Origin of the sequence: Tabrizicola sp. M-4 (assembly GCF_051132405.1) — a bacterium.
Taxonomy (GTDB): Bacteria; Pseudomonadota; Alphaproteobacteria; order Rhodobacterales; family Rhodobacteraceae; genus Paragemmobacter.
Window position 1 is genome coordinate 3,425,436 of sequence record NZ_CP128606.1, and the last position, 22,287, is coordinate 3,447,722.

22 protein-coding genes are annotated in these 22,287 nt (G+C 66.0%); 17 read left to right on the plus strand and 5 right to left on the minus strand.

Annotated elements, in window-relative coordinates:
- The first annotated feature begins 11 nt into the window (after positions 1-11).
- Both TabM4_RS16770 and TabM4_RS16775 read left to right on the plus strand, forming a co-directional pair.
- Entirely contained in the window at positions 12-773 is a 762-nt protein-coding gene (locus TabM4_RS16770; protein WP_434614932.1) for an electron transfer flavoprotein subunit beta/FixA family protein, read from the plus strand.
- Position 774: 1 nt separating this feature from the next.
- Entirely contained in the window at positions 775-1,698 is a 924-nt protein-coding gene (locus TabM4_RS16775) for an electron transfer flavoprotein subunit alpha/FixB family protein (protein WP_434614935.1), read from the plus strand.
- A gap of 51 nt (positions 1,699-1,749) precedes the next feature.
- Here the strand turns inward: TabM4_RS16775 and TabM4_RS16780 are convergent, their stop codons facing one another.
- The gene (locus tag TabM4_RS16780) at positions 1,750-2,571 is read right to left on the minus strand and encodes a DUF6473 family protein (protein ID WP_434614937.1); all 822 of its coding nucleotides are present in this window, start codon (positions 2,569-2,571) and stop codon (positions 1,750-1,752) included.
- A gap of 165 nt (positions 2,572-2,736) precedes the next feature.
- Between TabM4_RS16780 and TabM4_RS16785 the strand changes: the two genes are divergently transcribed.
- Together TabM4_RS16785 and TabM4_RS16790 are read left to right on the plus strand one after the other, a co-directional pair.
- On the plus strand, positions 2,737-3,615 hold the full coding sequence (locus TabM4_RS16785; protein WP_434614939.1) for a 3-hydroxybutyryl-CoA dehydrogenase: 879 nt from the start codon (positions 2,737-2,739) through the stop codon (positions 3,613-3,615).
- 9 nt (positions 3,616-3,624) lie between these two features.
- Positions 3,625-4,374, plus strand: a complete 750-nt coding sequence (locus TabM4_RS16790; protein WP_434614941.1) for a pseudouridine synthase — start codon at positions 3,625-3,627, stop codon at positions 4,372-4,374.
- Positions 4,375-4,579: 205 nt separating this feature from the next.
- Here TabM4_RS16790 and TabM4_RS16795 read toward each other — a convergent pair whose 3' ends face one another.
- Positions 4,580-6,178, minus strand: a complete 1,599-nt coding sequence (locus TabM4_RS16795; protein ID WP_434614943.1) for a phosphoenolpyruvate carboxykinase — start codon at positions 6,176-6,178, stop codon at positions 4,580-4,582.
- Between the two features lie 398 nt (positions 6,179-6,576).
- Between TabM4_RS16795 and TabM4_RS16800 the strand changes: the two genes are divergently transcribed.
- From TabM4_RS16800 to TabM4_RS16830, 7 genes are read left to right on the plus strand one after another with little or no spacing between them, the layout of a single operon-like run.
- A complete protein-coding gene (locus TabM4_RS16800) occupies positions 6,577-7,278 on the plus strand; it encodes a response regulator transcription factor (RefSeq protein WP_434614944.1) in 702 nt (233 codons plus the stop codon).
- A gap of 18 nt (positions 7,279-7,296) precedes the next feature.
- Positions 7,297-8,976, plus strand: a complete 1,680-nt coding sequence (locus tag TabM4_RS16805; protein ID WP_434614947.1) for a sensor N-terminal transmembrane domain-containing protein — start codon at positions 7,297-7,299, stop codon at positions 8,974-8,976.
- Positions 8,973-9,395, plus strand: a complete 423-nt coding sequence (locus TabM4_RS16810) for an HPr kinase/phosphorylase (protein WP_434614950.1) — start codon at positions 8,973-8,975, stop codon at positions 9,393-9,395. Before TabM4_RS16805 ends, TabM4_RS16810 begins: the two co-directional genes overlap by 4 nt.
- Positions 9,396-9,408: 13 nt before the next feature.
- On the plus strand, positions 9,409-10,320 hold the full coding sequence (gene rapZ / locus TabM4_RS16815) for an RNase adapter RapZ (protein ID WP_434614953.1): 912 nt from the start codon (positions 9,409-9,411) through the stop codon (positions 10,318-10,320).
- 7 nt (positions 10,321-10,327) lie between these two features.
- Positions 10,328-10,723 carry a PTS sugar transporter subunit IIA gene (locus tag TabM4_RS16820; protein WP_434614956.1) on the plus strand — a complete coding sequence of 132 codons (396 nt, stop codon included), beginning with the start codon at positions 10,328-10,330 and terminating at the stop codon, positions 10,721-10,723.
- A 10-nt stretch (positions 10,724-10,733) separates the two neighbouring features.
- Positions 10,734-11,006, plus strand: coding sequence for an HPr family phosphocarrier protein (locus TabM4_RS16825; RefSeq protein WP_434614958.1), 273 nt, complete (start codon positions 10,734-10,736; stop codon positions 11,004-11,006).
- A 38-nt stretch (positions 11,007-11,044) separates the two neighbouring features.
- Positions 11,045-11,947, plus strand: a complete 903-nt coding sequence (locus TabM4_RS16830) for a lysophospholipid acyltransferase family protein (RefSeq protein WP_434622135.1) — start codon at positions 11,045-11,047, stop codon at positions 11,945-11,947.
- Here the strand turns inward: TabM4_RS16830 and TabM4_RS16835 are convergent.
- Positions 11,944-12,711 carry a sulfite exporter TauE/SafE family protein gene (locus TabM4_RS16835; RefSeq protein WP_434614960.1) on the minus strand — a complete coding sequence of 256 codons (768 nt, stop codon included), beginning with the start codon at positions 12,709-12,711 and terminating at the stop codon, positions 11,944-11,946. The genes TabM4_RS16830 and TabM4_RS16835 overlap by 4 nt on opposite strands.
- 389 nt (positions 12,712-13,100) lie before the next feature.
- Between TabM4_RS16835 and TabM4_RS16840 the strand changes: the two genes are divergently transcribed.
- Positions 13,101-14,768 carry an acyl-CoA dehydrogenase family protein gene (locus TabM4_RS16840; RefSeq protein ID WP_434614962.1) on the plus strand — a complete coding sequence of 556 codons (1,668 nt, stop codon included), beginning with the start codon at positions 13,101-13,103 and terminating at the stop codon, positions 14,766-14,768.
- A gap of 212 nt (positions 14,769-14,980) precedes the next feature.
- On the opposite strand, the gene TabM4_RS16845 is transcribed toward TabM4_RS16840, so the two are convergent.
- Together TabM4_RS16845 and TabM4_RS16850 are read right to left on the minus strand one after the other, a co-directional pair.
- A complete protein-coding gene (locus TabM4_RS16845) occupies positions 14,981-16,219 on the minus strand; it encodes an MFS transporter (RefSeq protein ID WP_434614964.1) in 1,239 nt (412 codons plus the stop codon).
- An 84-nt stretch (positions 16,220-16,303) separates the two neighbouring features.
- Positions 16,304-18,196 carry a transglycosylase SLT domain-containing protein gene (locus TabM4_RS16850; RefSeq protein ID WP_434614966.1) on the minus strand — a complete coding sequence of 631 codons (1,893 nt, stop codon included), beginning with the start codon at positions 18,194-18,196 and terminating at the stop codon, positions 16,304-16,306.
- Positions 18,197-18,420: 224 nt separating this feature from the next.
- Between TabM4_RS16850 and dapA the strand changes: the two genes are divergently transcribed.
- The 5 genes from dapA (at position 18,421) to sseA (ending at position 22,284) form a co-directional block, all read left to right on the plus strand.
- Complete coding sequence (gene dapA, locus TabM4_RS16855; protein WP_434614969.1) at positions 18,421-19,293, plus strand: 4-hydroxy-tetrahydrodipicolinate synthase; 873 nt, start codon at positions 18,421-18,423, stop codon at positions 19,291-19,293.
- Positions 19,293-19,847, plus strand: coding sequence for a hypothetical protein (locus tag TabM4_RS16860; protein WP_434614970.1), 555 nt, complete (start codon positions 19,293-19,295; stop codon positions 19,845-19,847). The genes dapA and TabM4_RS16860 overlap by 1 nt, the downstream gene beginning before the upstream one ends.
- Entirely contained in the window at positions 19,840-20,718 is an 879-nt protein-coding gene (locus TabM4_RS16865; protein WP_434614973.1) for a DMT family transporter, read from the plus strand. The genes TabM4_RS16860 and TabM4_RS16865 overlap by 8 nt, the downstream gene beginning before the upstream one ends.
- Positions 20,719-20,758: 40 nt before the next feature.
- A complete protein-coding gene (gene smpB, locus TabM4_RS16870) occupies positions 20,759-21,238 on the plus strand; it encodes an SsrA-binding protein SmpB (RefSeq protein WP_434614975.1) in 480 nt (159 codons plus the stop codon).
- Between the two features lie 197 nt (positions 21,239-21,435).
- On the plus strand, positions 21,436-22,284 hold the full coding sequence (gene sseA / locus TabM4_RS16875; protein WP_434614978.1) for a 3-mercaptopyruvate sulfurtransferase: 849 nt from the start codon (positions 21,436-21,438) through the stop codon (positions 22,282-22,284).
- Positions 22,285-22,287: the final 3 nt, after the last annotated feature.

Here is a 22,287-nt window from a genome sequence, read left to right on the forward strand (position 1 = left end):
AGAATTGCGCGATGAAGGTCCTTGTGCCTGTCAAACGTGTGATCGACTACAACGTGAAGGTCCGCGTCAAGGCGGACGGTTCCGGCGTCGATCTCGCCAACGTCAAGATGTCGATGAACCCCTTCGACGAAATCGCCGTCGAAGAGGCGATCCGGCTGAAGGAAAAGGGCGTCGCGACCGAGGTCGTCGTCGTCTCCATCGGCGTAAAGCAGGCGCAGGAAACGCTCCGCACCGCGCTCGCCATGGGCGCAGACCGCGCGATCCTGATCGAAGCCACAGCCGACGTGCATACCGACATCGAACCCCTCGCCGTCGCCAAGCTGCTCGCTGGCGTGGTGAAGGAAGAGGCCCCCGGCCTCGTCCTCTGCGGCAAACAGGCGATCGACAATGACATGAACGCCACCGGCCAGATGCTCTCGGCCCTGCTCGGCTGGTCGCAGGCGACCTTCGCCTCCGAAGTCGCCATCGAAGGCGACACCGCAAAGGTGACGCGCGAAGTCGATGGCGGCCTGCAGACCATCGCGGTGAAACTGCCCACCATCATCTCGGTCGACCTGCGCCTGAACGAACCGCGCTACGCCTCTCTGCCGAACATCATGAAGGCCAAGACCAAGCCGCTCGCGACCAAGACCCCCGCCGATTACGGCGTGGACGTGGCCCCGCGCCTCTCGGTCGTCAAGACCGTGGAACCGGCAGGCCGCAAGGCAGGCGTCAAGGTGGGCTCCATCGAGGAACTCATCGCGAAACTCAAAGACGAAGCAGGGGTGATCTGAGATGGCCGTTCTTCTTCTCGCCGATGTGAATGATGGCCAACTGGCCACCGACGCGGTCGCCAAGGCCCTCTCCGCCGTGAAAGGTCTGGGCGAGGTGCATATCCTCGTCGCCGGCACCTCCGCCGCCGCCGCGGCCGAGGCCGCGAAACTCGACGGTGCCTCCAAGGTCCTCCACGCCGATGACGCCGCCTACGATCACGGCATGGCCGAAGCCACCGCCGCGCTGATCGTCTCGCTGGCGGGTGGCTACAGCCACATCGCCGCCGCCGCGACCGCCTTCTCCAAGAACGTCCTGCCGCGCGCCGCCGCGCTGCTCGACGTGATGGTGATCTCGGACGTGACCGCCGTGGTGGATGCCGACACGTTCGAACGTCCCATCTACGCGGGCAACGCGATCCAGACGGTGAAATCCTCCGACGGCAAGAAGGTCCTCACCGTCCGCACCGCCTCCTTCAACGCCGCCGCCTCCACCGGCAGCGCCGCCGTTGAAAAGGTGGCCGTGGCCGCCGACGGGTCGCTGTCGAAATGGGTCGAAGACAAGGTCGCCGCGTCGGACCGCCCCGAACTCACCTCGGCGGGCATCGTCGTCTCCGGCGGCCGCGGCGTGGGCTCTCAGGCCGACTTCGCGCTGATCGAGAAACTGGCAGACAAGCTTGGCGCCGCCGTCGGCGCCTCGCGTGCCGCCGTCGACTCTGGCTATGCCCCGAACGACTGGCAGGTCGGCCAGACCGGCAAGGTCGTCGCCCCCACGCTCTACGTCGCCGTGGGCATCTCGGGCGCGATCCAGCACCTTGCCGGGATGAAGGACTCCAAGGTCATCGTCGCCATCAACAAGGACGAAGAGGCCCCGATCTTCCAGGTGGCCGATTATGGCCTCGTGGCCGACCTCTTCACCGCCGTGCCAGAAATGATCGAAAAGCTCTGATCCCCGCGCGGATCGGCAAAGACAGGGGCGCGGGGCCAACCCGCGCCCTTTTCACATCATCTCCCGCACCACGGGCAGCAGGGCCGCCGCCACCTCCTCATGCACCGCGACGCCCGGCAGGCCCCGCGCCGCAAGCTCGGCCAAGAGCGGAAAGACCATCCCCTCCGTCCCCCGATCCCGCGCCGCCGCACTCGGCACAGCCGTCACCACCCCTGCGCCAAGCCGCGCCACCCGTTCCATCATCCCCGCATCGACCAGCACAGGTTCACCCAAAGGCGCCTCCCGACGCTGCCCCGGCGCGGCATCGGCCATCCACAACAACAGCCGCCGCCCCGGTATCCCCGCCAGCAACAGCGCCATCCGCGCCTCCCAAGCCGCCCGCAATTCCTGCGCCACCAGCGCAAACCGCTCCGGCCCCGCCTCGAACAGCGATTGCAGCAGGTGGTGCGTAAAGCTGAAATCCGTGAAATCCACCCCGCGATAGATCGCCTGCAACACCGGCGAGGCCCGCAAGAACCGGTCGTTCCGCCGCGGATGCACCGTATACAGCCGGTTCGACAGGTTCGCCGCCCCCGGCACCTGCACCACCACCAGCGCCGCCCGCGCCACCACCTCCATCACCGCCGGATCGGCCAGCCATGCATCCGGCCCCGCATGCGGACAGCCCAGATTGACCACCGTCATCCCCAACCCCTCCTCCAGCAGCGCCGGATAGGGCCGGGGAATGTATCGCCCATAGGCTTCGATCCCGCCCAGCACCGCGACATAGCGCCCGGAAAGATCGCGCCGCGGCCCACGGAACATCAACCGCGACCGCCCATAGCGGCACGGAAAGTAATCAAGCGACCCCTCGCCCGCAAAATCATAGGTCATGACCCACCCCACATGACGTCACCCGCCGCGATCATGCCCGCCCATTCGTCACCAGCCGGTTAAGGTCGCAATTCGCCTAAAGCTTCACGCAACTCGCCCCGCACCGCTTGCACCTGCCCGCCCGCGATGGATAAGGTTCCGCCCGGAATGAAGGAGTGCTGAACGATGGCAGATATCCGCAGCGTGGGCGTCGTGGGCGCGGGCCAGATGGGCAACGGCATCGCCCATGTCTTCGCGCTGGCAGGCTATGACGTCCTGCTGAACGACATCAGCCAGGCCAGCATCGACAAGGCCCTCGCCACCATCGAAAAGAACCTCGACCGTCAGGTCACGCGCGGCAAGATCACGGCGGAAGACAAGGCCGCCGCCCAAGGCCGCATCCGCACCACCCTCAAACTCGCCGATCTCGGCGCGACCGATCTCATCATCGAGGCCGCGACAGAACGCGAAACGGTAAAGCAGGCCATCTTCGAGGACCTCCTCCCCCATCTGAAACCCTCCACGATCCTGACGTCGAACACCTCTTCCATCTCCATCACCCGCCTCGCCAGCCGCACCGACCGGCCCGAGAAATTCATGGGCTTCCACTTCATGAACCCGGTCCCGGTGATGCAGCTCGTGGAACTCATCCGCGGCATCGCCACCGATCAGGACACATGGGACAGCCTGCACGAGGTGGTACGGAAACTCGGCAAGACCGCCGCCAGCGCCGAGGATTTCCCCGCCTTCATCGTCAACCGCATCCTGATGCCCATGATCAACGAGGCGGTCTACACCCTCTACGAAGGCGTGGGGAACGTGAAATCCATCGACGAATCGCTGAAACTCGGCGCGAACCACCCGATGGGTCCGCTGGAACTGGCCGATTTCATCGGGCTCGACACCTGCCTTGCCATCATGAACGTCCTGCATGACGGTCTGGCCGACACCAAATACCGCCCCTGCCCCCTGCTGACGAAATATGTCGAGGCCGGATGGCTTGGCCGCAAGACGCAACGCGGCTTCTACGACTATCGCGGCGAAACCCCGGTCCCCACCCGGTAACCCCGCCGCATGGCCAAGGTCCCGACCTCGCGCATCGACAGGCTCCTGTCCTCCATGGGCTACGGCTCGCGGGCCGAGATGGCGCGCATGGCCAAGGCAGGCGGCATCACGCTCGACGGTGCGGACCTCACCGATGTCAGCCAGCGCATCCCCCTCACCCCCGACCTGCCCGCGCGCCTGTCGATCGACGGGGCACCGCTCGACCCGCTGCCGGGATTGGTGATCCTCCTCCACAAACCCCTCGGCATGACCTGCTCGCACAAGGAGGAGGGGCCGCTCGTCCATGACCTCCTGCCGAAACGCTGGCGCGCGCGCGATCCCGCGATCTCCACCGTCGGACGGCTGGACAAGCAGACCTCCGGCCTCCTCCTCCTCACCGATGACGGGGACCTCCTGCACCGCATCATCAGCCCCCGCCGCCACATCCGCAAAACCTACCGCGCCCGCCTCGCCCGCCCGCTCAAGGGAACCGAAGCCGCCACCTTCGCCTCCGGCACCCTCATGCTGGAGGGAGAGGAGAAACCCCTCGCCCCCGCCGACCTGACCGTGATCTCGGAAACCGAGGCCCTGCTGACCGTGACCGAGGGCCGCTACCATCAGGTCCGCCGCATGTTCGCGGCAACGGGAAACCATGTGGAGGCGCTGCACCGCGAAAGCCTTGGCGGCCTGACCCTGCCCGCCGACCTTGCCCCCGGCAAATGGACGCTTCTGGATGCCGCAGGCATCGCGTCGATCTTCACCGGCGAAGGCGGAAACTGACGCAGTTTCCGCGACGATTTCCGACACGGAAATCGGACCCACGCCGCGACAGCGGAATTTGCGTCAAATTCCGCCGCGATTTCTGCGCCAGAAATCGCCGCCCCGCCGGAAACCGCCAGCGGACCAAAATCCTTCTGCGAAGGATTTCCGATTTTTCGCAGAAAAATCGGGCGGGCCTTCCATCGGAAGGCCCGCCCCAAAGACCTCAACCGATCGCAGCCGCTTTCACATCAGCGTCGATGAAAGGCACATATTGCTCGAAATTCTTCGAGAACATCTCCACCAGCTTCGCCGCCTGCGCATCATAGGCCGCCTTGTCGGCCCATGTGTTGCGCGGGTCCAACAGCGCGGTATCCACGCCCGGCACCGCCACCGGCACGTCGAAGCCGAAATTCGCGTCGCGCCGGAATTCCACCGTCGCCAGCGATCCGTCCAGCGCCGCCGACAGCAGCGCGCGCGTCGCCTTGATCGGCATCCGCTTGCCCGTGCCATAGGCCCCGCCGGTCCAGCCCGTGTTCACCAGCCAGCAATTCGCCCCGTGCTTGGCGATCTTCGCCTGCAGCAGCTTGCCATAGACCTCCGGCCGGCGCGGCATGAAGGGCGCGCCGAAGCAGGTGGAGAAGGTGGGCTGCGGCTCGGTCACCCCCCGCTCGGTCCCCGCCACCTTGGCGGTGAAGCCCGACAGGAAGTGATACATCGCCTGCGCCGGCGTCAGCCGCGAGATCGGCGGCAGCACCCCGAAGGCGTCGCAGGTCAGCATGATGATGTTCTTCGGATGCCCGCCCAGCCCCGTGGACGAGGCGTTCGAGATGAAGTCCAGCGGATAGGCGCAGCGCGTGTTGGCCGTCAGGCTGTCATCCGTGAAATCCAGTTCCAGCGTCTCGGGGTCATAGACCATGTTCTCCACCACGGTCGAGAAGTGGTGTGTCGTGGCATAGATCTCCGGCTCCGCCTCCGGGTCCAGATTGATGGTCTTGGCATAGCAGCCGCCTTCGAAATTGAAGGACCCGCGATCCGACCAGCCATGTTCGTCATCGCCGATCAGCGTGCGGTCCGGCGCGGCCGAAAGCGTCGTCTTGCCGGTTCCCGACAGGCCGAAGAACACCGCCGTATCCACCGGATTGCCGATGGCATGGTTCGCGCTGCAATGCATCGGCATCACGCCCTTTTCCGGCAGGATGTAGTTCAGCAGCGTGAAGACCGACTTCTTGTTCTCGCCCGCATAGGCCGTGTTGGCGATCAGGATCAGCTTCTTGTCGAAATGGAAGGCGATCACTGTCTCGCTGCGGCAGGAATGCCGCGCCGGGTCCGCCTTGAAGCTGGGGCAGTTGATGATGGTCCATTCCGGAACGAACCCGTCCAGCTCCTCCCGCGCCGGGCGGCGCAGCAGATGCCGGATGAACAGCCCGTGCCAGGCCAGTTCCGTCACCACCCGCACATCCAGCCGATGCACGGGGTCCGCGCCGGCATAAAGGTCCTGCACGAAATAGTCGCGCCCCTTCATATGGGCCAGCATGTCCTCATGCAGCCGGTCGAACCCTTCGGGCGACATCGGCGCGTTGTTCTCCCACCAGATCGTCTTTTCCACCGACGGCGTGCGCACGACATGCTTGTCCTTGGGCGAGCGTCCGGTGAACTGCCCGGTCGACACGAGAAAAGCCCCACCCTTGCCCAGACGCCCCTCGCCGCGCTTCACGGCCTCCTCCACGAGGCTGTGCTCAAGGAAGTTGTAATAGACGTTCCCCAGACCGGTGATGCCTTGATGTGCCAATTCCTGCGCGGGGTTCACGCGACCGTTCGTCATACTGCAAGCTCCTCCGTCCGGGCGGTGCCCGGCACTCTGCGTTCCCGAATTGCCAACCCGGGCCAATGGGTTGGATGGCCATCCCCGGGCCAAGGGGGAGGACATGTTTTCGCTATAACACGTCGCTCGCGCCTGAGAACAGGATGCTTTCGCACAGTTAGCGCAACCATCGCGGGTTTAGCGCAATCATGCGGCGAGACGTCCCCGCCAATGCACCGCAACGGGCGTCAAGCTGCTGGAATGTGCGGCAATTTCGCCATCCCTGTGGGTTTTCCGTGACGGTTGCGCCGCGCAAATGACGTGATTCGCACATATCGGTTGATTCCCGATGGCGGAAAAATGATCATGCCCGACAAAAATAAAATCCAATGACACACGGGCAGTATAGGGAAACCACCATGGCAAGGATTGCGCTTGTCGACGATGACAGGAACATCCTGACTTCCGTCGCGATGACCTTGGAAGCCGAAGGGTTCGAGGTCGAAACCTACAACGATGGCCAATCGGCACTGGATGCCTTCAACCGCCGCCTGCCGGACATGGCGGTGCTGGACATCAAGATGCCCCGCATGGACGGGATGGATCTGCTGCAGCGCCTGCGGCAGAAGACGACGATGCCGGTCATCTTCCTCACATCCAAGGATGACGAGATCGACGAGGTGCTCGGCCTGCGCATGGGCGCCGACGATTACGTCAAGAAACCCTTCAGCCAGCGCCTTCTGGTCGAACGCATCCGCGCGCTCCTGCGCCGTCAGGACGCCATCGCCAGCGGCGAGGTCGCGGTCACCGAAGAGACCAAGATCATGGAACGCGGCCACCTCCGGATGGACCCGCTCCGCCATTCCGTGACGTGGAAGGGCATGGACGTCGCTCTCACCGTCACCGAATTCATGCTGCTTCAGGCACTGGCGCAGCGCCCCGGCTTCGTGAAAAGCCGCGACCAACTCATGGACGTGGCCTATGACGATCAGGTCTATGTCGACGACCGCACGATCGACAGCCACATCAAGCGGCTGCGCAAGAAGATGCGCGCGGTCGATGACAGCTTCTCCGCCATCGAAACCCTCTATGGCATCGGCTACAGGTACAACGAAGAGTAAATGACCGCCGCACCACGCATGGGAAAAGAGGACCGCCCGGCTCGTTCGGGCGATGTCGTCCTCGGTGAAGACTGGACCTCGGGCGAGGGGCTGGTCGATCCTGCCTTGCGTGAAAGCCGCGACAGGCGCGGGCTGGTGTCCCTGAACCGCTCGCCTCTGGCCCGCAAGATCATCCTGTTCAACCTGCTGGCACTCCTCGTGCTGGCAGGCGGGGTGCTCTTCCTCAACCCGTTCCGCGAAACCCTCGTCTCGCTGCGCGGCACCGCGCTGGAGAACGAGGCCCGCCTCGTCTCCGACGTGTTCGAGGCCGTGGCGACCGAGGCACCGGGTCCGCTCGATGCGCCCCGCCTCTCCCGCGTCCTCTCCGACATTGACCTTAGCCCCGGCGTCGAAGCCTTCGCCATCACCCCCGATGGCGAAATCGCGGCACGGCGCATCGGCGAAGGCTCCTCCGCCGATGCCGTCCCCGCCCGCGCCACGCCCATCGTCGACACGCTCACCGGCGCATGGAACGGCATCAGCGGCCTCTTCAGCCACACCGACGACACCGGCGCCACGGTCGATCCGGCGGAAGTCGTCAAGACCCTTCTCCCCGCCGCGCAAAAGGGCGAGGCCGTCCGCATCGACAGCCGCGCCCCGGATGGCAGCCGCCTCTTCGCCGTGGCCGAACCCGTCACCGTCAACGGGCAAGTCGTGGCCGTTATCGCCCTCGCCGGCGATCAGGGTGGCATCGACGCGCTGGTGCGTAGCGAACGCGAACAGGTGCTGCTCATCTTCATCGCCTCGCTCATGGTCTCCTTCGGGCTCAGCCTGATCCTCGCCTCCACCATCGCCAACCCGCTCTCCGACCTCGCGGCGGCGGCGGAACTCGGCCGCGACCGCGACGCCCGCAAGATGGCCCCCGGCCGCGTCCGCATCCCCGACCTCGCCGCCCGCCCCGACGAGATCGGCCGCCTCTCCGTCGCCATGCGCGGCATGGTCGCCGCGCTCTACGACCGGATCGACGCGAACGAACAATTCGCCGCCGACGTGGCGCATGAAATCAAGAACCCGCTGGCCAGCCTGCGCTCCGCCGTCGGCACCCTCCGCCTCGCCAAGCGCGAGGATCAGAAGGACAAGCTGCTCGACGTCATCGAACATGACGTCCGCCGCCTCGACCGACTGGTCAGCGACATCTCCAACGCCTCCCGCCTCGACAGCGAACTGGTCAAGGAAGAGGAAGAGGAATTCAACCTCGTCCGCACCCTCACCAACCTGTCGGAATATCTCGGCGCGCAGGCGCGCGAGAAGGGCGTCGAATTCATCACCGACTTCCCCTCCGAACCCATCATGCTGCGCGGTCTCGAGGCGCGGCTGGCGCAGGTCTTCGTCAACCTCATCACCAATGCCGTCAGCTTCTGCGAAGACGGCGACGCGGTCCGCATCTGGGCCCGCCGCCGCGACAACCGCGTGCTGGTGGTGGTCGAGGATACGGGTCCCGGCATCCCCGAACAGGCCCTGACCAAGGTCTTCAAGCGCTTCTACAGCGAACGCCCGCAAGGCCAGTTCGGCGAACATTCGGGGCTGGGTCTGGCGATCTCCAAACAGATCGTCGAGGCGCATGGCGGCGTCATCTGGGCGGAAAACATCCGCCCCACCCATGCCGACGTCACCTCCGATCCGCTCGGCGCGCGCTTCGTGGTGGGCCTGCCGGTTTGACCGAAACGCTCACGCTGCACGCCACCTGCGTGGCGGTGGACGGTCGCGGATGCCTCATCACCGGCCCCTCCGGCAGCGGCAAATCCTCCCTCGCCCTGCAACTCATGGCCTTGGGCGCAAGGCTCGTCGCCGATGACCGCGTCATCCTCTCCGCCCATGGCGACGCCCTCCGCGCCACCTGCCCCGCCCCCATCCGCGGCATGATCGAGGCGCGCGGTCTGGGCCTCCTCAACGCCGATCCCCTCGACGCCGCCGACATCGCCCTCGCCGTCGACCTTGCCGGAACCGCCCCCGACCGCCTGCCCCCACACCATGAAGTGACCTACCTCGGACGGACAGTCACCCTTGTGCATGGTCACCAAAGGCCCCATTTCCCGGCGGCGCTCCTGCTCTATCTGCGACAGGGGCGGCGCGAATGACGGAAGGCTTCTGATGCAGGACGGACTGCCGGTTCAAGAGCATCATCTGGTGCTGGTGACCGGGCCTTCGGGGGCCGGGCGCTCCACCGCGATCCATGCCTTCGAGGATCTCGGATACGAGGTGATCGACAACCTCCCCCTCTCCCTCGTCCCGCGCCTCGTCGAAGGCGCGCCCTTGGGCCGCCCCATCGCCCTCGGCCTCGACGTCCGCAACCGCGACTTCAACGCCTCCACCCTCATCGAACTCATCGACCGCCTCACCCGCGACCCGCGCATCGCGCTCGATGTCGTCTATGTCGATTGCGGCACCCCCGAACTCATCCGCCGCTACAGCCAGACCAAACGCCGCCACCCGCTCGCCCCCGCCGAAACCCCCGCCGAAGGCATCGCGCGCGAGATCGACCTCCTCGCCCCCATCCGCGCCCGCGCCGACCACCTCATCGACACCAGCGAGATGACGCCCTACGACCTCAAGGCCGAACTCGCCCGCTGGTTCGACCAAAGCCGCAGCCCAGCCCAGCGCCTCGCCGTCTCCCTGCAAAGCTTCAGCTACAAGCGCGGCCTCCCGCGCGGCGTGGACATGGTCTTCGACTGCCGTTTCCTCCGCAATCCCTACTGGGACGCCGCCCTGCGCGACCTCGACGGTCGCGACCCGGCGGTGGTGGCCCATGTCCGCGCCGACCCGCGCTTTGCCGAATTCTTCGCCCGGTTGCAGGACCTTCTCACCTTTCTCCTCCCGGCTACGGTGGACGAGGGCAAGGCCCACCTCACCATCGGCTTTGGCTGCACCGGCGGGCAACATCGCAGCGTTGCCGTCGCGGAAATGATGGCCAAAGCGCTTGCAGAGGCGGGCTGGCCGGTGTCAAAACGGCACCGGGAACTGGAACGCAGGGCGGCCGTCACGCCGCCTTCGCAAACGGGGTGACAGGCGCGTGATCGGCATCGTGATCGTGGCACATGGCGGCTTGGCGCGGGAATATCTTTCCGCGGTCGAACATGTCGTGGGCAAACAGGATGCGATGCGCGCCATCGCCATCGAGGATGATCACGACCGCAAGGCGAAACAGGCGGAAATCTGCGCCGCCGCCGATGCGGTCGACATGGGCCAAGGCGTCGTCGTCGTGACCGACATGTTCGGCGGCTCGCCCTCCAACCTCTCGCTCATGGCCTGCGTCGGCGCGGATCGGCGCATCGTCTATGGCGCGAACCTGCCCATGCTCATCAAGCTGGCCAAGTCGCGCGACCTCACCGTCCCCGAGGCCGTCGCCGCGGCGCTTGACGCGGGACGCAAGTATATCAACAGTCTGGATCTGGGCGGCGGGGCATAAGCTGGACATCATGACGACGGCACGTGTGTTGCGGATCATCAACGAAAAAGGGCTGCACGCCCGCGCCTCCGCCAAATTCGTGGAAGTGGTCGAAGACCATGACGCACAGGCGCAGGTGACGAAGGACGGCATGACGGTGTCGGGCGATTCCATCATGGGCCTCCTCATGCTCGCCGCCTCCCGCGGCACCGAGATCGAGGTCGCCACCACCGGCCCCGAGGCGGCAAAGCTTGCCGATGCGCTCGAGGCGCTTGTTGCAAACCGCTTCGGCGAAGACTACTGAGGCGCGTCAGACGCGAAAGGCAACCCGCCGTGACCGAGATGTCGCCCCGCGATACCCTCCGCACCCTCGAGGTGACCGAGGAAGAGCTGGCCCGTCGCCGGGCCGAACGCGCCGAGCGTCCCTATGACATGCGCCGCCTCTCCTATGCGGGCACCTTCAAGAACCCGTTCAAGGCGAACACGATCCGCACGCTGGAATGGCTGACCGCCAAGGTCACCCTCCTGCGCCTGATCCGCGAATTCGAAAAGACCGGCGCCCCCGTCGGCGCGCCCTTCTGGCCCAAGGCCATCCGCCAGATGGGCATCCGCATCGACACCCCGCCCGAGGAAATCGCCCTCATCCCCAAGACCGGCCCCCTCGTCGTCGTCTCCAACCATCCCTCAGGGCTGGTCGACGGCATGGTGCTGGCCGAAATGGTCACCCGCGTCCGCGACGACTTCAAGATCCTCACCCGCTCCCTCCTCACGGGCATCCCGGAAGTCGAGATGTTCATGATCCCCGTGCCCTTCCCGCACGAGGACAATGCCCGCGAACTGGGCCTCCAGATGCGGGACGAGACGATGAAGCATCTCAAGGCGGGCGGCGTCATCATCCTCTTCCCGGCGGGCAAGGTTGCCATGTCCGAAGGCTGGTGGGGCCCCGCGGTCGAGGCGGAATGGAACGTCTTCACCCACAAGATCGTCAAATCCTCCGGCGCGACGATCCTGCCCGTCTACTTCCCCGGCCAGAACTCCCGCGCCTTCCAGATCGCCAACCAGCTTTCCGACACGCTGCGTCAGGGCCTCCTGCTCTACGAAATCAAGCGCTGCCTCTTCCGCCCCACCCGCCCCGTGATCGGCGAACCCATCCCGGCGGATGAACTGAAGAAATGGGAAGGCAACCCGCGCGGCTTCCTCGCATGGCTGCGCGAACACACCCTCAGCCTGCGCCACCGCGCCTAAAGCAGCGCCTGCCGCACAAGGTTCAACCCCGTCAGCACCAGCAGCGCCTGCGTCAGCCGCCGGAACCGCGCCTGATCCAGCCGGTCCTGCACGCGATACCCGACCACCATCCCCAGCAGCGCAGGCACCACCAGCGCCGCCGAAAACAAAAGGCTCTCCGCATCCGCCACCCCCGTCCGCAGATGCGCCACCAGCAGGGCCACCGCCCCGATCAGGAACACCACCCCCTGCACCCGCACCGTCTCGGCCTTCTCCGCCCCCACCGACAGCAGATACACCAACAGCGGCGGCCCCCAGATGCCCGACACCCCCCCGATCAGCCCGCCCACGATCCCCAGACCCCATTCCGCCCGCGCCCGATGCCGCAGGGGCAGCGCAAGCGGAACCCCCGCCAGTTGCGCCGCCGCAAAGGCCGTCACCGGCACGCCAAGCAACAGCAGATAGGCCACCCGCGGAATGACCGTCAGGAAGGGCGCCGACACCACGATGAACACCACCGTCCCGATCAGGAACCGCCGATAGGCCACCACCGACCCGATGGCCGCCGCCATCCCCTGCCGCGTCGCCTGCAACAGGTTCGTCACCAGCGTCGGCAGGATCAGCCCCGCCACCGCCATCTCCGGCGGCAGGAACCCGTTGAAGGCCGACACCATGATCAGGGGCATGGCAAAGCCCACCGCCCCCTTCACGAAGCCCGCAAACAGCGTCACCGCCATCGCCGCCCATAAGGCCAGAGGGTCCATCCCTCCCATCGCCCAGTCCATGCCCGCACCCTGCCCTTTTGGCCGGACCTTGCCCCGCCACCCCGCCAAAGCCAAGGCCCGACTCGCCCCCTCCGCGCCCAAGGCACAACAGGGTTAACGCCTCCTCACCGTTCGCTGCGTATGTACAGTTTGCGGCACAGTTTCCGGCACAGAACCCGGCACGGCCCGCCCCGCCCCTTTCCCCGAATTAACCCAGCGCCCGCAGGCACTTGCCCCGAAAACACGCCCTCCCCCCAGATTTCCCCCCACCCCCCAGCCCGCACCACCACGAAAATTCCGTTGCGACATTTTCCTTCACTTGATCTTTTCCCGGCGAAATTAAGTTGCTCTGCGACCGCAAACATCCTACCTATCTCGCAACCGCAGAATATCGCCCAAGGGTGCCCAGCATGCCGCACGATGGCCAGCCGATGACGACCTCCCCCCTCCTCGCCAACCTCCTCGCCCTCACCACCGAAGCACTCCCCGAGGTCGAGGCGCTTTTCGCCCAAGCCCGCGAAAACCTTCGCGAAATGGTCACCGTGGCGGGCAAGGTCTCCTCTCAGGCGCTGGAAGAACACCAGTATTCCGCCCATGCGCTGGCATGGCTCGCCACCTACACCGAATCCCTGCGCCAGATGCAGGCATGGGCGACCCGCCTCGATGCAGCGGGCCAGTTCTCGGAAATGGAGGCCCTCCTCCTCCAGATCGCCTTTGGCGAATACCTCAACCAGATCCACGGCGGCATTCCGATGAGCCAGGGGGAGGTCGCGCGCTTGCAGGACCTCGGCCTCACCCCGGCCAACCCCGGCGCGGCGGCGGTCAGCCTCATGGCCCGAGGCAACACCGCCGCCGCCCGCACCCGCCTTGTCGAACTGATGCGCGACAACGCGGGCCGTGCCACCTTCGGTGCGTCCGGGCTGGACGAAGAACTGGAAATGATCCGCGACCAGTTCCGCCGCTTCGCCGATGAAAAGGTCACGCCCCACGCCCATGAATGGCACCTGCGGGATGAACTCATTCCGATGGAAATCATTGATTCCCTTGCAGAAATGGGCGTCTTCGGCCTGACCATCCCCGAAGAATTCGGCGGCTTCGGCCTGTCCAAAGCCTCCATGGTCGTGGTGTCCGAAGAACTCTCGCGCGGCTATATCGGCGTGGGCTCCCTCGGCACGCGCAGCGAAATCGCCGCCGAACTCATCCTCTGCGGCGGCACGGCGGAACAGAAGGCCAAATGGCTTCCCAAACTGGCCTCCGGCGAGATCCTCCCCACCGCCGTCTTCACCGAACCGAACACCGGCTCCGACCTCGGCAGCTTGCGCACCCGCGCCCGCCGCGATGGCGACGACTGGGTCGTCAACGGCAACAAGACATGGATCACCCACGCCGCCCGCACCCATGTGATGACCGTCCTCGCTCGCACGATCGAAGGCACGACCGACTATCGCGGCCTCTCCATGTTCCTCGCCGAAAAAACCCCTGGCACCGATGAAACGCCCTTTGTCGACAAGGGCCTGTCGGGTGGCGAGATCGAAGTGCTCGGCTATCGCGGCATGAAGGAATACACGGTCAACTTCGACGATTTCCGCGTGAAGGGCGAAAACCTCCTCGGCGGGGTCGAAGGCCAAGGCTTCAAGCAACTCATGCAGACCTTCGAATCCGCACGCATCCAGACAGCCGCCCGCGCCGTGGGCGTGGCGCAATCGGCGCTGGAGGTCGGCATGAAATACGCCGAAGACCGCAAGCAATTCGGCAAATCCCTGATCGAATTCCCGCGCGTCGCAGGCAAACTCGCCATGATGGCCGTGGAAATCATGGTGGCCCGCCAGCTCACCTATTTCTCCGCATGGCAGAAGGACCACGACAAGCGTTGTGACCTCGAGGCGGGGATGGCCAAACTCCTCGGCGCCCGCGTAGCATGGGCCTCCGCCGACAACGCGCTGCAGATCCACGGCGGCAATGGCTTCGCGCTGGAATACCAGATCAGCCGCATCCTCTGCGACGCGCGCATCCTGAACATCTTCGAAGGTGCCGCCGAAATACAGGCGCAGGTCATCGCCCGCCGCCTACTGGATTGATTAACCCCTCCAAGTGAGGATGGCGGATGAAACGCGGACCGGCCCCCCCGGCCCGCGTTTTTTCATGGCCCGAACCGCCCGCCCCGTTAACCAACCGTTAAGGAAAGCGATTTCTGACGCAGAAATCGCCCCGTTTTCTGCACACAGAAAACGGCCCCTGACCGCCGCTCTCCAACCGATTTCTGCGTGCAGAAATCGTCGCGATCTTTGCGTCAAAGATCGCCTGCGACGCGTCCCCCATGCGACGGCCTCACCGTCCCCAGCCTGGGATGCAACCGCGACGCCACCCCGAACGCCCCCAGCATCCCCGCCCCAGTCACCGCAAAGAACGCCGCCAGCGGCGCCCCGAACGGGACCAGCACCACCCAAGCCGCCGCAGGCGTCAGGATCCCGCTCACATCCCGGAAACTCGAATAGACCGCCGACATCTCCGTCCGCTCCGACGGCTTCACCGCCATCAGGAAGGGCAGCCCCCCCACCACATCCAGCAGCACGAGGAAGACCGAAGCCCCCATCATCGCCACCACCACCACCCAGGGCAAAGGCGCAAACACCGCGCTCGCCATGAAGCACAGCCCGCACAGGCCGAAGGCCATCCGCACCGCCCGCCGTACCGATGTCCGCCGCGCATAGCGCAGCATCAGGGGCGAGATGAACAGAAGCGCATTCGACACAGACAGCGCCACGCCCCCCACCTTGTTCCCCAACCCCGCCTCGATGCAGAAGATCGGCAGGTAAACGACATAGACCCACCACCCCGACGACCGCATCACCGCGAACATCCACCCCGCGATCAACCGTGGCTGCCGGAAGAACCGCCCCAGATAGGCCAGCGGGTTCAACGCAGGCCCCTTCGCTCGCTGGATCTGCTTCCCGTTCCCCAGCCGGAGCACCCAGAACACCACGAGCAGCAAGACCGCGAACGTCCCGGCCAACAGGAACGGCGCAGGCGCCCACCAGTCATGCAGCGTCACGCCCAGCATCGGCCCCACAGCCCAAGGCCCCGCCGCATAGACCATCTGCGTCGACTGGCTGCGACCCAAATCCGTCCGGTCAATGTAATCAAGCACATAGGCGTTGAAACAGACGAATGTCGTCGCCGTCGCCGCCGACAGGCACATCAGCGCGAAAGGCACCAGAACCGCGACCCCGGAAATCGCCAGCCCCATCCCGACAAGGTAAAGCAGACACCCCGACGTATACATCCACCGCCGCGGCAGATGCCGCGTGAACCACGGCACCATCAGCCCCCAGCACAGCGCTACCACCCCCGCCCAGAAATAGGCCGAAGACGTCGCCTCCGCGCTGCCCAAGGCGTCATAGACCACCAGAGGCATGGCCGAGATCAGCGTCCCCCGCACGCTCGCCTCGATCCCCGCCAGAAGGGCGAAGTTCTGGACCTTGGGCGTGGGGGAATGCCTCAGGAAAAGCGGAAGGTAACGGGTTGCCATGTCATGCCGGAATTATCACCGCGATTGCACAACCCTTGGGCGCGCCCGTCTGTGACAGCCGCGACAGAAGGCGTCGCGAACGGCCTAACCCCGCAACTCCCCCGTCACATTCACCGGCCCCGACGACCCGCGCAGGATGGCGCGATAGATCACAAGGCTCTCCGTCACCCGCATCACATAGGTCCGCGTCTCGGTAAACGGGATCATCTCCACCCAATCCACCACATCGACCGACGGATCGCGCGGGTCCCCGAACATCCCCATCCACCGCTTCGGCCGCCCCGGCCCCGCATTGTAGCCCGACGCGATCAGCGCGACCGAAGGTCCGAATTGTTCAACCAATTGCGCCAGATAGCCCGTCCCGATCCGGACGTTGTATCCCGGATCGTTCAGCTTCCCCACATCATAGGAAAGCCCCACCCGCGGCGCGACCAACTTCGCCGTCGACGGCAGCACCTGCATCAACCCCCGCGCATCCGCCGCCGATCGCGCCGCCGGGTCGAACTCCGACTCCCGCCGCGAAATCGCCAGCGCAAGCGCCCGGCTCACCGCCAGACCCTCGCCCGGAACGAAGGACGGCACGGGGTAATAGGCGCGCGGCAGGATCACACCCTTCTCCGCCGCCTGCTTGGCCACGACCAGCGCGATATGCGGCTCGTCCATCTGCAGGGCAAGGTCCGCCAACTGATGCAACTCGGTCGCGTCAAGGCTCTCGGACAGATGTAGGAAGAACCGCTTTGCCAGCGTCCGATTCCCCGCACGGGACAGCATCATCGCCGCCTCCAGCACGGAGGAGGACGCAAACCCCGCCCCCCGCCAATCCGCAGGCCGCGCATCGGAAAGCAACGCAGGATCAAGCGATTGCCCAAGCGCCTCCGCAGCCAAAAGCCCGTAATAGGCCGAGTGGTGCTTCGCCGCCTGCTGCAATTCCGCCGTGCCGCCCGCCCGGTCCCCCGCCGCCAGCAGCGCGCGCCCCGCCCAGTAATGCGCGCGGGAAACGGAAATCGGCGTCGCCACCCCTTCCCTCAGGTTCCGGAAATGCCTGAGCGCCGTCTCGGCATCCCCCAGTTTCCGCAGCGCGATGAACCCCGCCAGAAACTCCAGATCGGCGTAATCGCTCCCCCCGGTCAGGAAATGGTTCGCCGCCACGCGATAGGCCGCCTGCGGCTTGCCATCCCGCATCAACACCCGCGCCAGACCGGCCCGCCGGTCCGCCCACATCGCCGGATCACCCAAGGCCTCCGCCGATTGCGACGTGGCAATCACGATCTCCGCCGCGTCATCGTCGCGGTCGCGGCGGAAGCGCCAGTCGAACCGTTCATAGGCCAGCCCCGGATCGCCCTGCAATTCCGCCGGAATCCGGTCGATCAGCGCATTCACCCCGTCCGCATCCGCCCGCAGCGCCATCCGCGCCTGCGCCAAGGCCTGCCAGCCTGGCCCCACGCGCGGCAGCATCCGCTTGGCCTCGGCCACCCGGTTCTGCCACAGCAGACGGTCCAGCCGCACCTCATGCGCGACCTTCAGAGCATCGCCATAAAGCCCAAGGATTTCAGCCTCTTCATCCGGACCGAAGGGCAACTCCGTCCATGCCCGGAATGCCTCCGCCTCCGCCTGCTGCCCGCGACCCAAGGCACGCAAGGCATTGATCAGCGCCAGCGACCCCTCCGCCGTCTCCGGCAAACCACCCCCGAAATAGGCCACCACGCGCTTCGGATCGGTGGATCGCGCCACCGCCTCCTCGCCCTTCTCCTTCAGCAGCGGCATCCCCGGCCAATCCGGCCGCCGCGCAAGGAAATCCTCATATTCTCCCAGCCGCCCCTCGCCAGCGCGCAGCCTCTGCCATTCGATGATGTCGGCTGCGACCTGCCCACCGCCCCGCGCCGCCGCAGCAGCCCCGGACCAATCCCCCGCCGCCGCGCGATCCAGCGCCGCCCGCAGCGCCCCCGCATCCGCCAGCGCCACGCCCGGCGCAGCCATCAGAAATGCCGAAAAAAGCCACCCGAGGCGGCGCATCCTTGCCATCATCTGCCCGATCATCTTTTTCTTGTGATCCTTTGCGCGAACTTTGCCGCACCCCGCCCCGCCCCGCAACCCACAAGCGCGTCAACGCCCGCCCCGCTTGGCAAGGCTTTGCCACAAGGCTAGGAAGGGCGCGTTTGCAACCGGGGCGACTCATCGCCCCACGACAGGAGACGCGTTCCATGATCAAAGGGTCCATTCCCGCGCTGGTGACGCCGTTCAAGAACGGCGAACTTGATCTGGACACGCTGAAGAAACTTGTCGACTGGCAGATCGAAAGCGGCTCCACCGGCCTCGTCCCCGTCGGCACCACGGGCGAAAGCCCGACCCTCAGCCACGAGGAACACGAAGCCGTCATCGAAGCGGTCGTGAAATTCGCCGCAGGCCGCGTTCCGGTCATCGCGGGCGCTGGGTCGAACAACACCGTCGAAGGCATCCGCCTAATCCAGCACGCAGAACGCGTCGGCGCCGATGCCGCGCTGGTCGTGACGCCCTATTACAACAAGCCCACGCAGGCAGGGCTTATCGCCCATTACACGGCGCTGCACGACTGCTGCAAACTGCCCATCGTCATCTACAACATCCCCGGCCGCTCCGTCGTGGACATGACGCCCGAGACGATGGGCAAGCTCGCGCAACTCCCCCGCATCATCGGCGTCAAGGACGCGACGGGGAAGATCGAGCGTGTCTCCATGCAGCGCGCCTCCTGCGGCCCCGACTTCATCCAGCTTTCAGGTGAAGACGCGACGGCATTGGGCTTCAACGCCCACGGCGGTGTCGGCTGCATCTCGGTCACCGCCAATGTCGCCCCCAAACTCTGCGCCGAATTCCAGGCCGCCACGCTGGCAGGCGACTACCGCAAGGCGCTGGAATATCAGGACCGCCTGATGCCCCTGCACGAGGCGATCTTCCTCGAACCCGGCCTCGCCGGCGCGAAGTACGGCCTCTCCCTCCTCGGCCGCTGCTCCGAAGAGGTGCGCTTGCCGCTGGTCGGCCTGACCGACGGCACCAAGGCCCGCATCAAGGCCGCGATGGAACACGCAGGCATCCTGTGATGGGACAGGGTCGCCGCAAAGCGGCGATCTACGCCTTCATCCTGACTTTCGGGCTGCTCGCCGGTTTCGCGATCCGGGCGAATGTCGACCGCCTGCTCGCCCGGCAGCACCTCGCCCTCGCCGAAGGGGACCGAGCCACCGTGGCGCTGCAACTGTTCGAAGCGTTCTGCATCGGCGCCTTGCGCGGCAAACCGTTGGACCCGCAGCCGTCCCTCAAGCCCGCCAACCTTCAGGGCGAAGCGATCTGGTATGAACCCGGCACCGACCTGCACCTTTCCCTCAAACTGCCGCTGACCTGCTCCGTCTCCGATGCCCTGCGCCCCCTGTCCGCGCCCGAAAAGGAACGTCTCGCAAAAGCCATTGCTGACAGCATCCCGGTCTGGACGCCAGAACTGTCGCCGCGTGTGCCCGACGATCTGGGCTTCTTCGTTCTGAAGGCGTGGACGACACCAGACGATCATCCGAAACCCCGCTGGGGCATCGTCATGTCGCAGGTCGAGGAGTCCGGTCCGAACGCCTTCACCGTGCTATCGCTGGGGCTCCCGCATGACTGAACCGGTTCCGCAAGGCCGCAGCGACAACCTGCGCGGGTCGCTCTGGATGGTCACCGCGATGGCGGGCTTCGCGGTTGAGGACATGTTCCTCAAGGCCGCGACCGCCCATATCCCCGTGGGTCAGGCTCTCCTGATCTTCGGCCTCACGGGTGCCACCTTCTTCGCCATACTCACGAAACGGGCAGGCGAAACGATCCTCCACCCCGCCCTCCTCTCCCGCCCCCTCCTCATCCGCTCCAGCTTCGAGGTCGCAGGCCGCCTCTTCTACTCCCTCGCCATCGCCCTGACCCCCCTCTCCACGGCGTCGGCCATCCTGCAAGCCACCCCCCTCGTCGTCGTGGCAGGCGCGGCGATCCTCTTCGGCGAAACCGTGGGGTGGCGGCGCTGGACCGCCATCACCGTGGGCTTCGCGGGCGTCCTCCTGATCCTGCGACCGGGCGTCGAAGGCTTCACCCTCCTCTCCCTCGTCACGGTCGCGGGCATGGCAGGCTTCGCCGGACGCGACCTCGCCACCCGCGCGGCACCGCCGGCGCTCTCCAACCGCCAACTCGGCATGATCGGCATGACCATGCTCGCCGTCGCAGGTGCCGTGATCCTCTCCGTCACGGGTGGCGCGCGCCTCCCCGACGCCACCGCCCTCGCCCTCACCGCCGCCATGACCGCCTGCGGCATCTTCGCCTACAACGCCCTCACCATCGCCATGCGGACAGGCGAGGTTTCCGTCGTCACCCCCTTCCGCTACACCCGCCTCGTCTTCGCGATGATCCTCGGCATCCTCGTCTTCCACGAACGCCCCGACGCGCTCACCCTCGCAGGCTCCGCCCTCATCGTCGCCTCCGGCCTCTACACGCTCACCCGATCCCGCCGCTGAACTGGACTCCGCGCCCCCCATCGCCTATCTCGGCACGATCATGGTGCAGAAGTCCGACCCCAATTCCAAACTCATCGCGGAAAACCGCCGCGCCCGCTTCGACTACCACATCGAAAGCGATCTGGAGGCAGGCATCATCCTGCTGGGGTCCGAGGTCAAAAGCCTCCGCCAGGGCGGCTCCAACATCGCCGAAAGCTACGCCTCCGTCGAAGGCGGCGAGCTTTGGCTGATCAACGGCTACATCGCCCCCTACCGCGAAGCCAAGACCTGGGGGCACGAGGAACGCCGCCGCCGCAAACTGCTGGTGTCCAAGAAGGAACTCTCCCGCCTCTGGAACGCGACCGCGCGCGAAGGCATGACGATCGTGCCGATCAGGATGTATTTCAACGACCGCGGCATCGTGAAGATCAAGCTCGGCATCGCCAAGGGCAAGAAACTGGCCGACAAGCGCGAGACCTCGGCCAAACGCGACTGGGACCGCGAAAAGGCGCGGCTCCTGAAGATGTCCAAGCGCGACTGAAGCATTTTCTGACGCAGAAAATGCGCCGATTTCTGACGCAGAAATCGGTCCCCCCGCCGCAACGCCAGCCCCCCGTTTTCTGCGTGCAGAAAACGTCGCGATTTCTGCGTCAGAAATCGCCCCCCACAGGCGCCCCGCCCTTGCCACAAAGGCCCGATCCGGCTAACTGCCCCTGACCGCAAGGCCGGAGGCGCACCGTGACGGACGACCCCAAGACCCTCGTTTCCACCGACTGGCTCGCCGCGCATCTGCGCGACCCCGACCTGCGCATCCTAGACGCCTCATGGTATCTCCCCGATGCGGGCCGCGACGCCCGCGCGGAATACAACGCCGCCCACATCCCCGGCGCGCGCTTCTTCGACATCGACGAAATCTCCGACCAGCGCTCGGCCCTGCCCCACATGGCGCCGCCCACGGAAAAATTCATGTCCCGCATGCGCGCCATGGGCGTGGGCGACGGGCATCAGGTCGTCATCTACGATGGCGCAGGCCTCTTCTCCGCCGCCCGCGTCTGGTGGACCTTCCGCCTGATGGGCAAGACGGACGTCGCCGTCCTCGACGGCGGCTTCCCCAAATGGCGGGCCGAGGGGCGCGAGATCGAAGACCTCCCCCCCGTCATCAAGGACCGCCACATGACCGTGTCGCGCCAGAACCATCTGGTGAAGGACGTGACGCAGGTCGCCCACAGCTCCAAACTGCGCGAGGCGGAAATCCTCGACGCCCGCCCCGCCGCACGGTTCAGGGGCGAGGCGCCGGAACCCCGCCCCGGCCTCCGCGCGGGCCACATCCCCGGATCGAAGAACGTGCCCTTCGCCACGCTGCTCAATGCGGATGGCACGATGAAATCCGTCCCCGACCTGCGCGCCACCTTCACCGCCGCGGGCGTGGACCTGACGAAACCCGCCATCACCACCTGCGGCTCGGGCGTGACGGCGGCGGTGCTTTCACTCGCACTGGAACGGATCGGCCACAGGAACCACAGCCTCTATGACGGTTCCTGGGCGGAATGGGGCATGTTCGACGACCTGCCCGTGGAAAAGGGATAAACC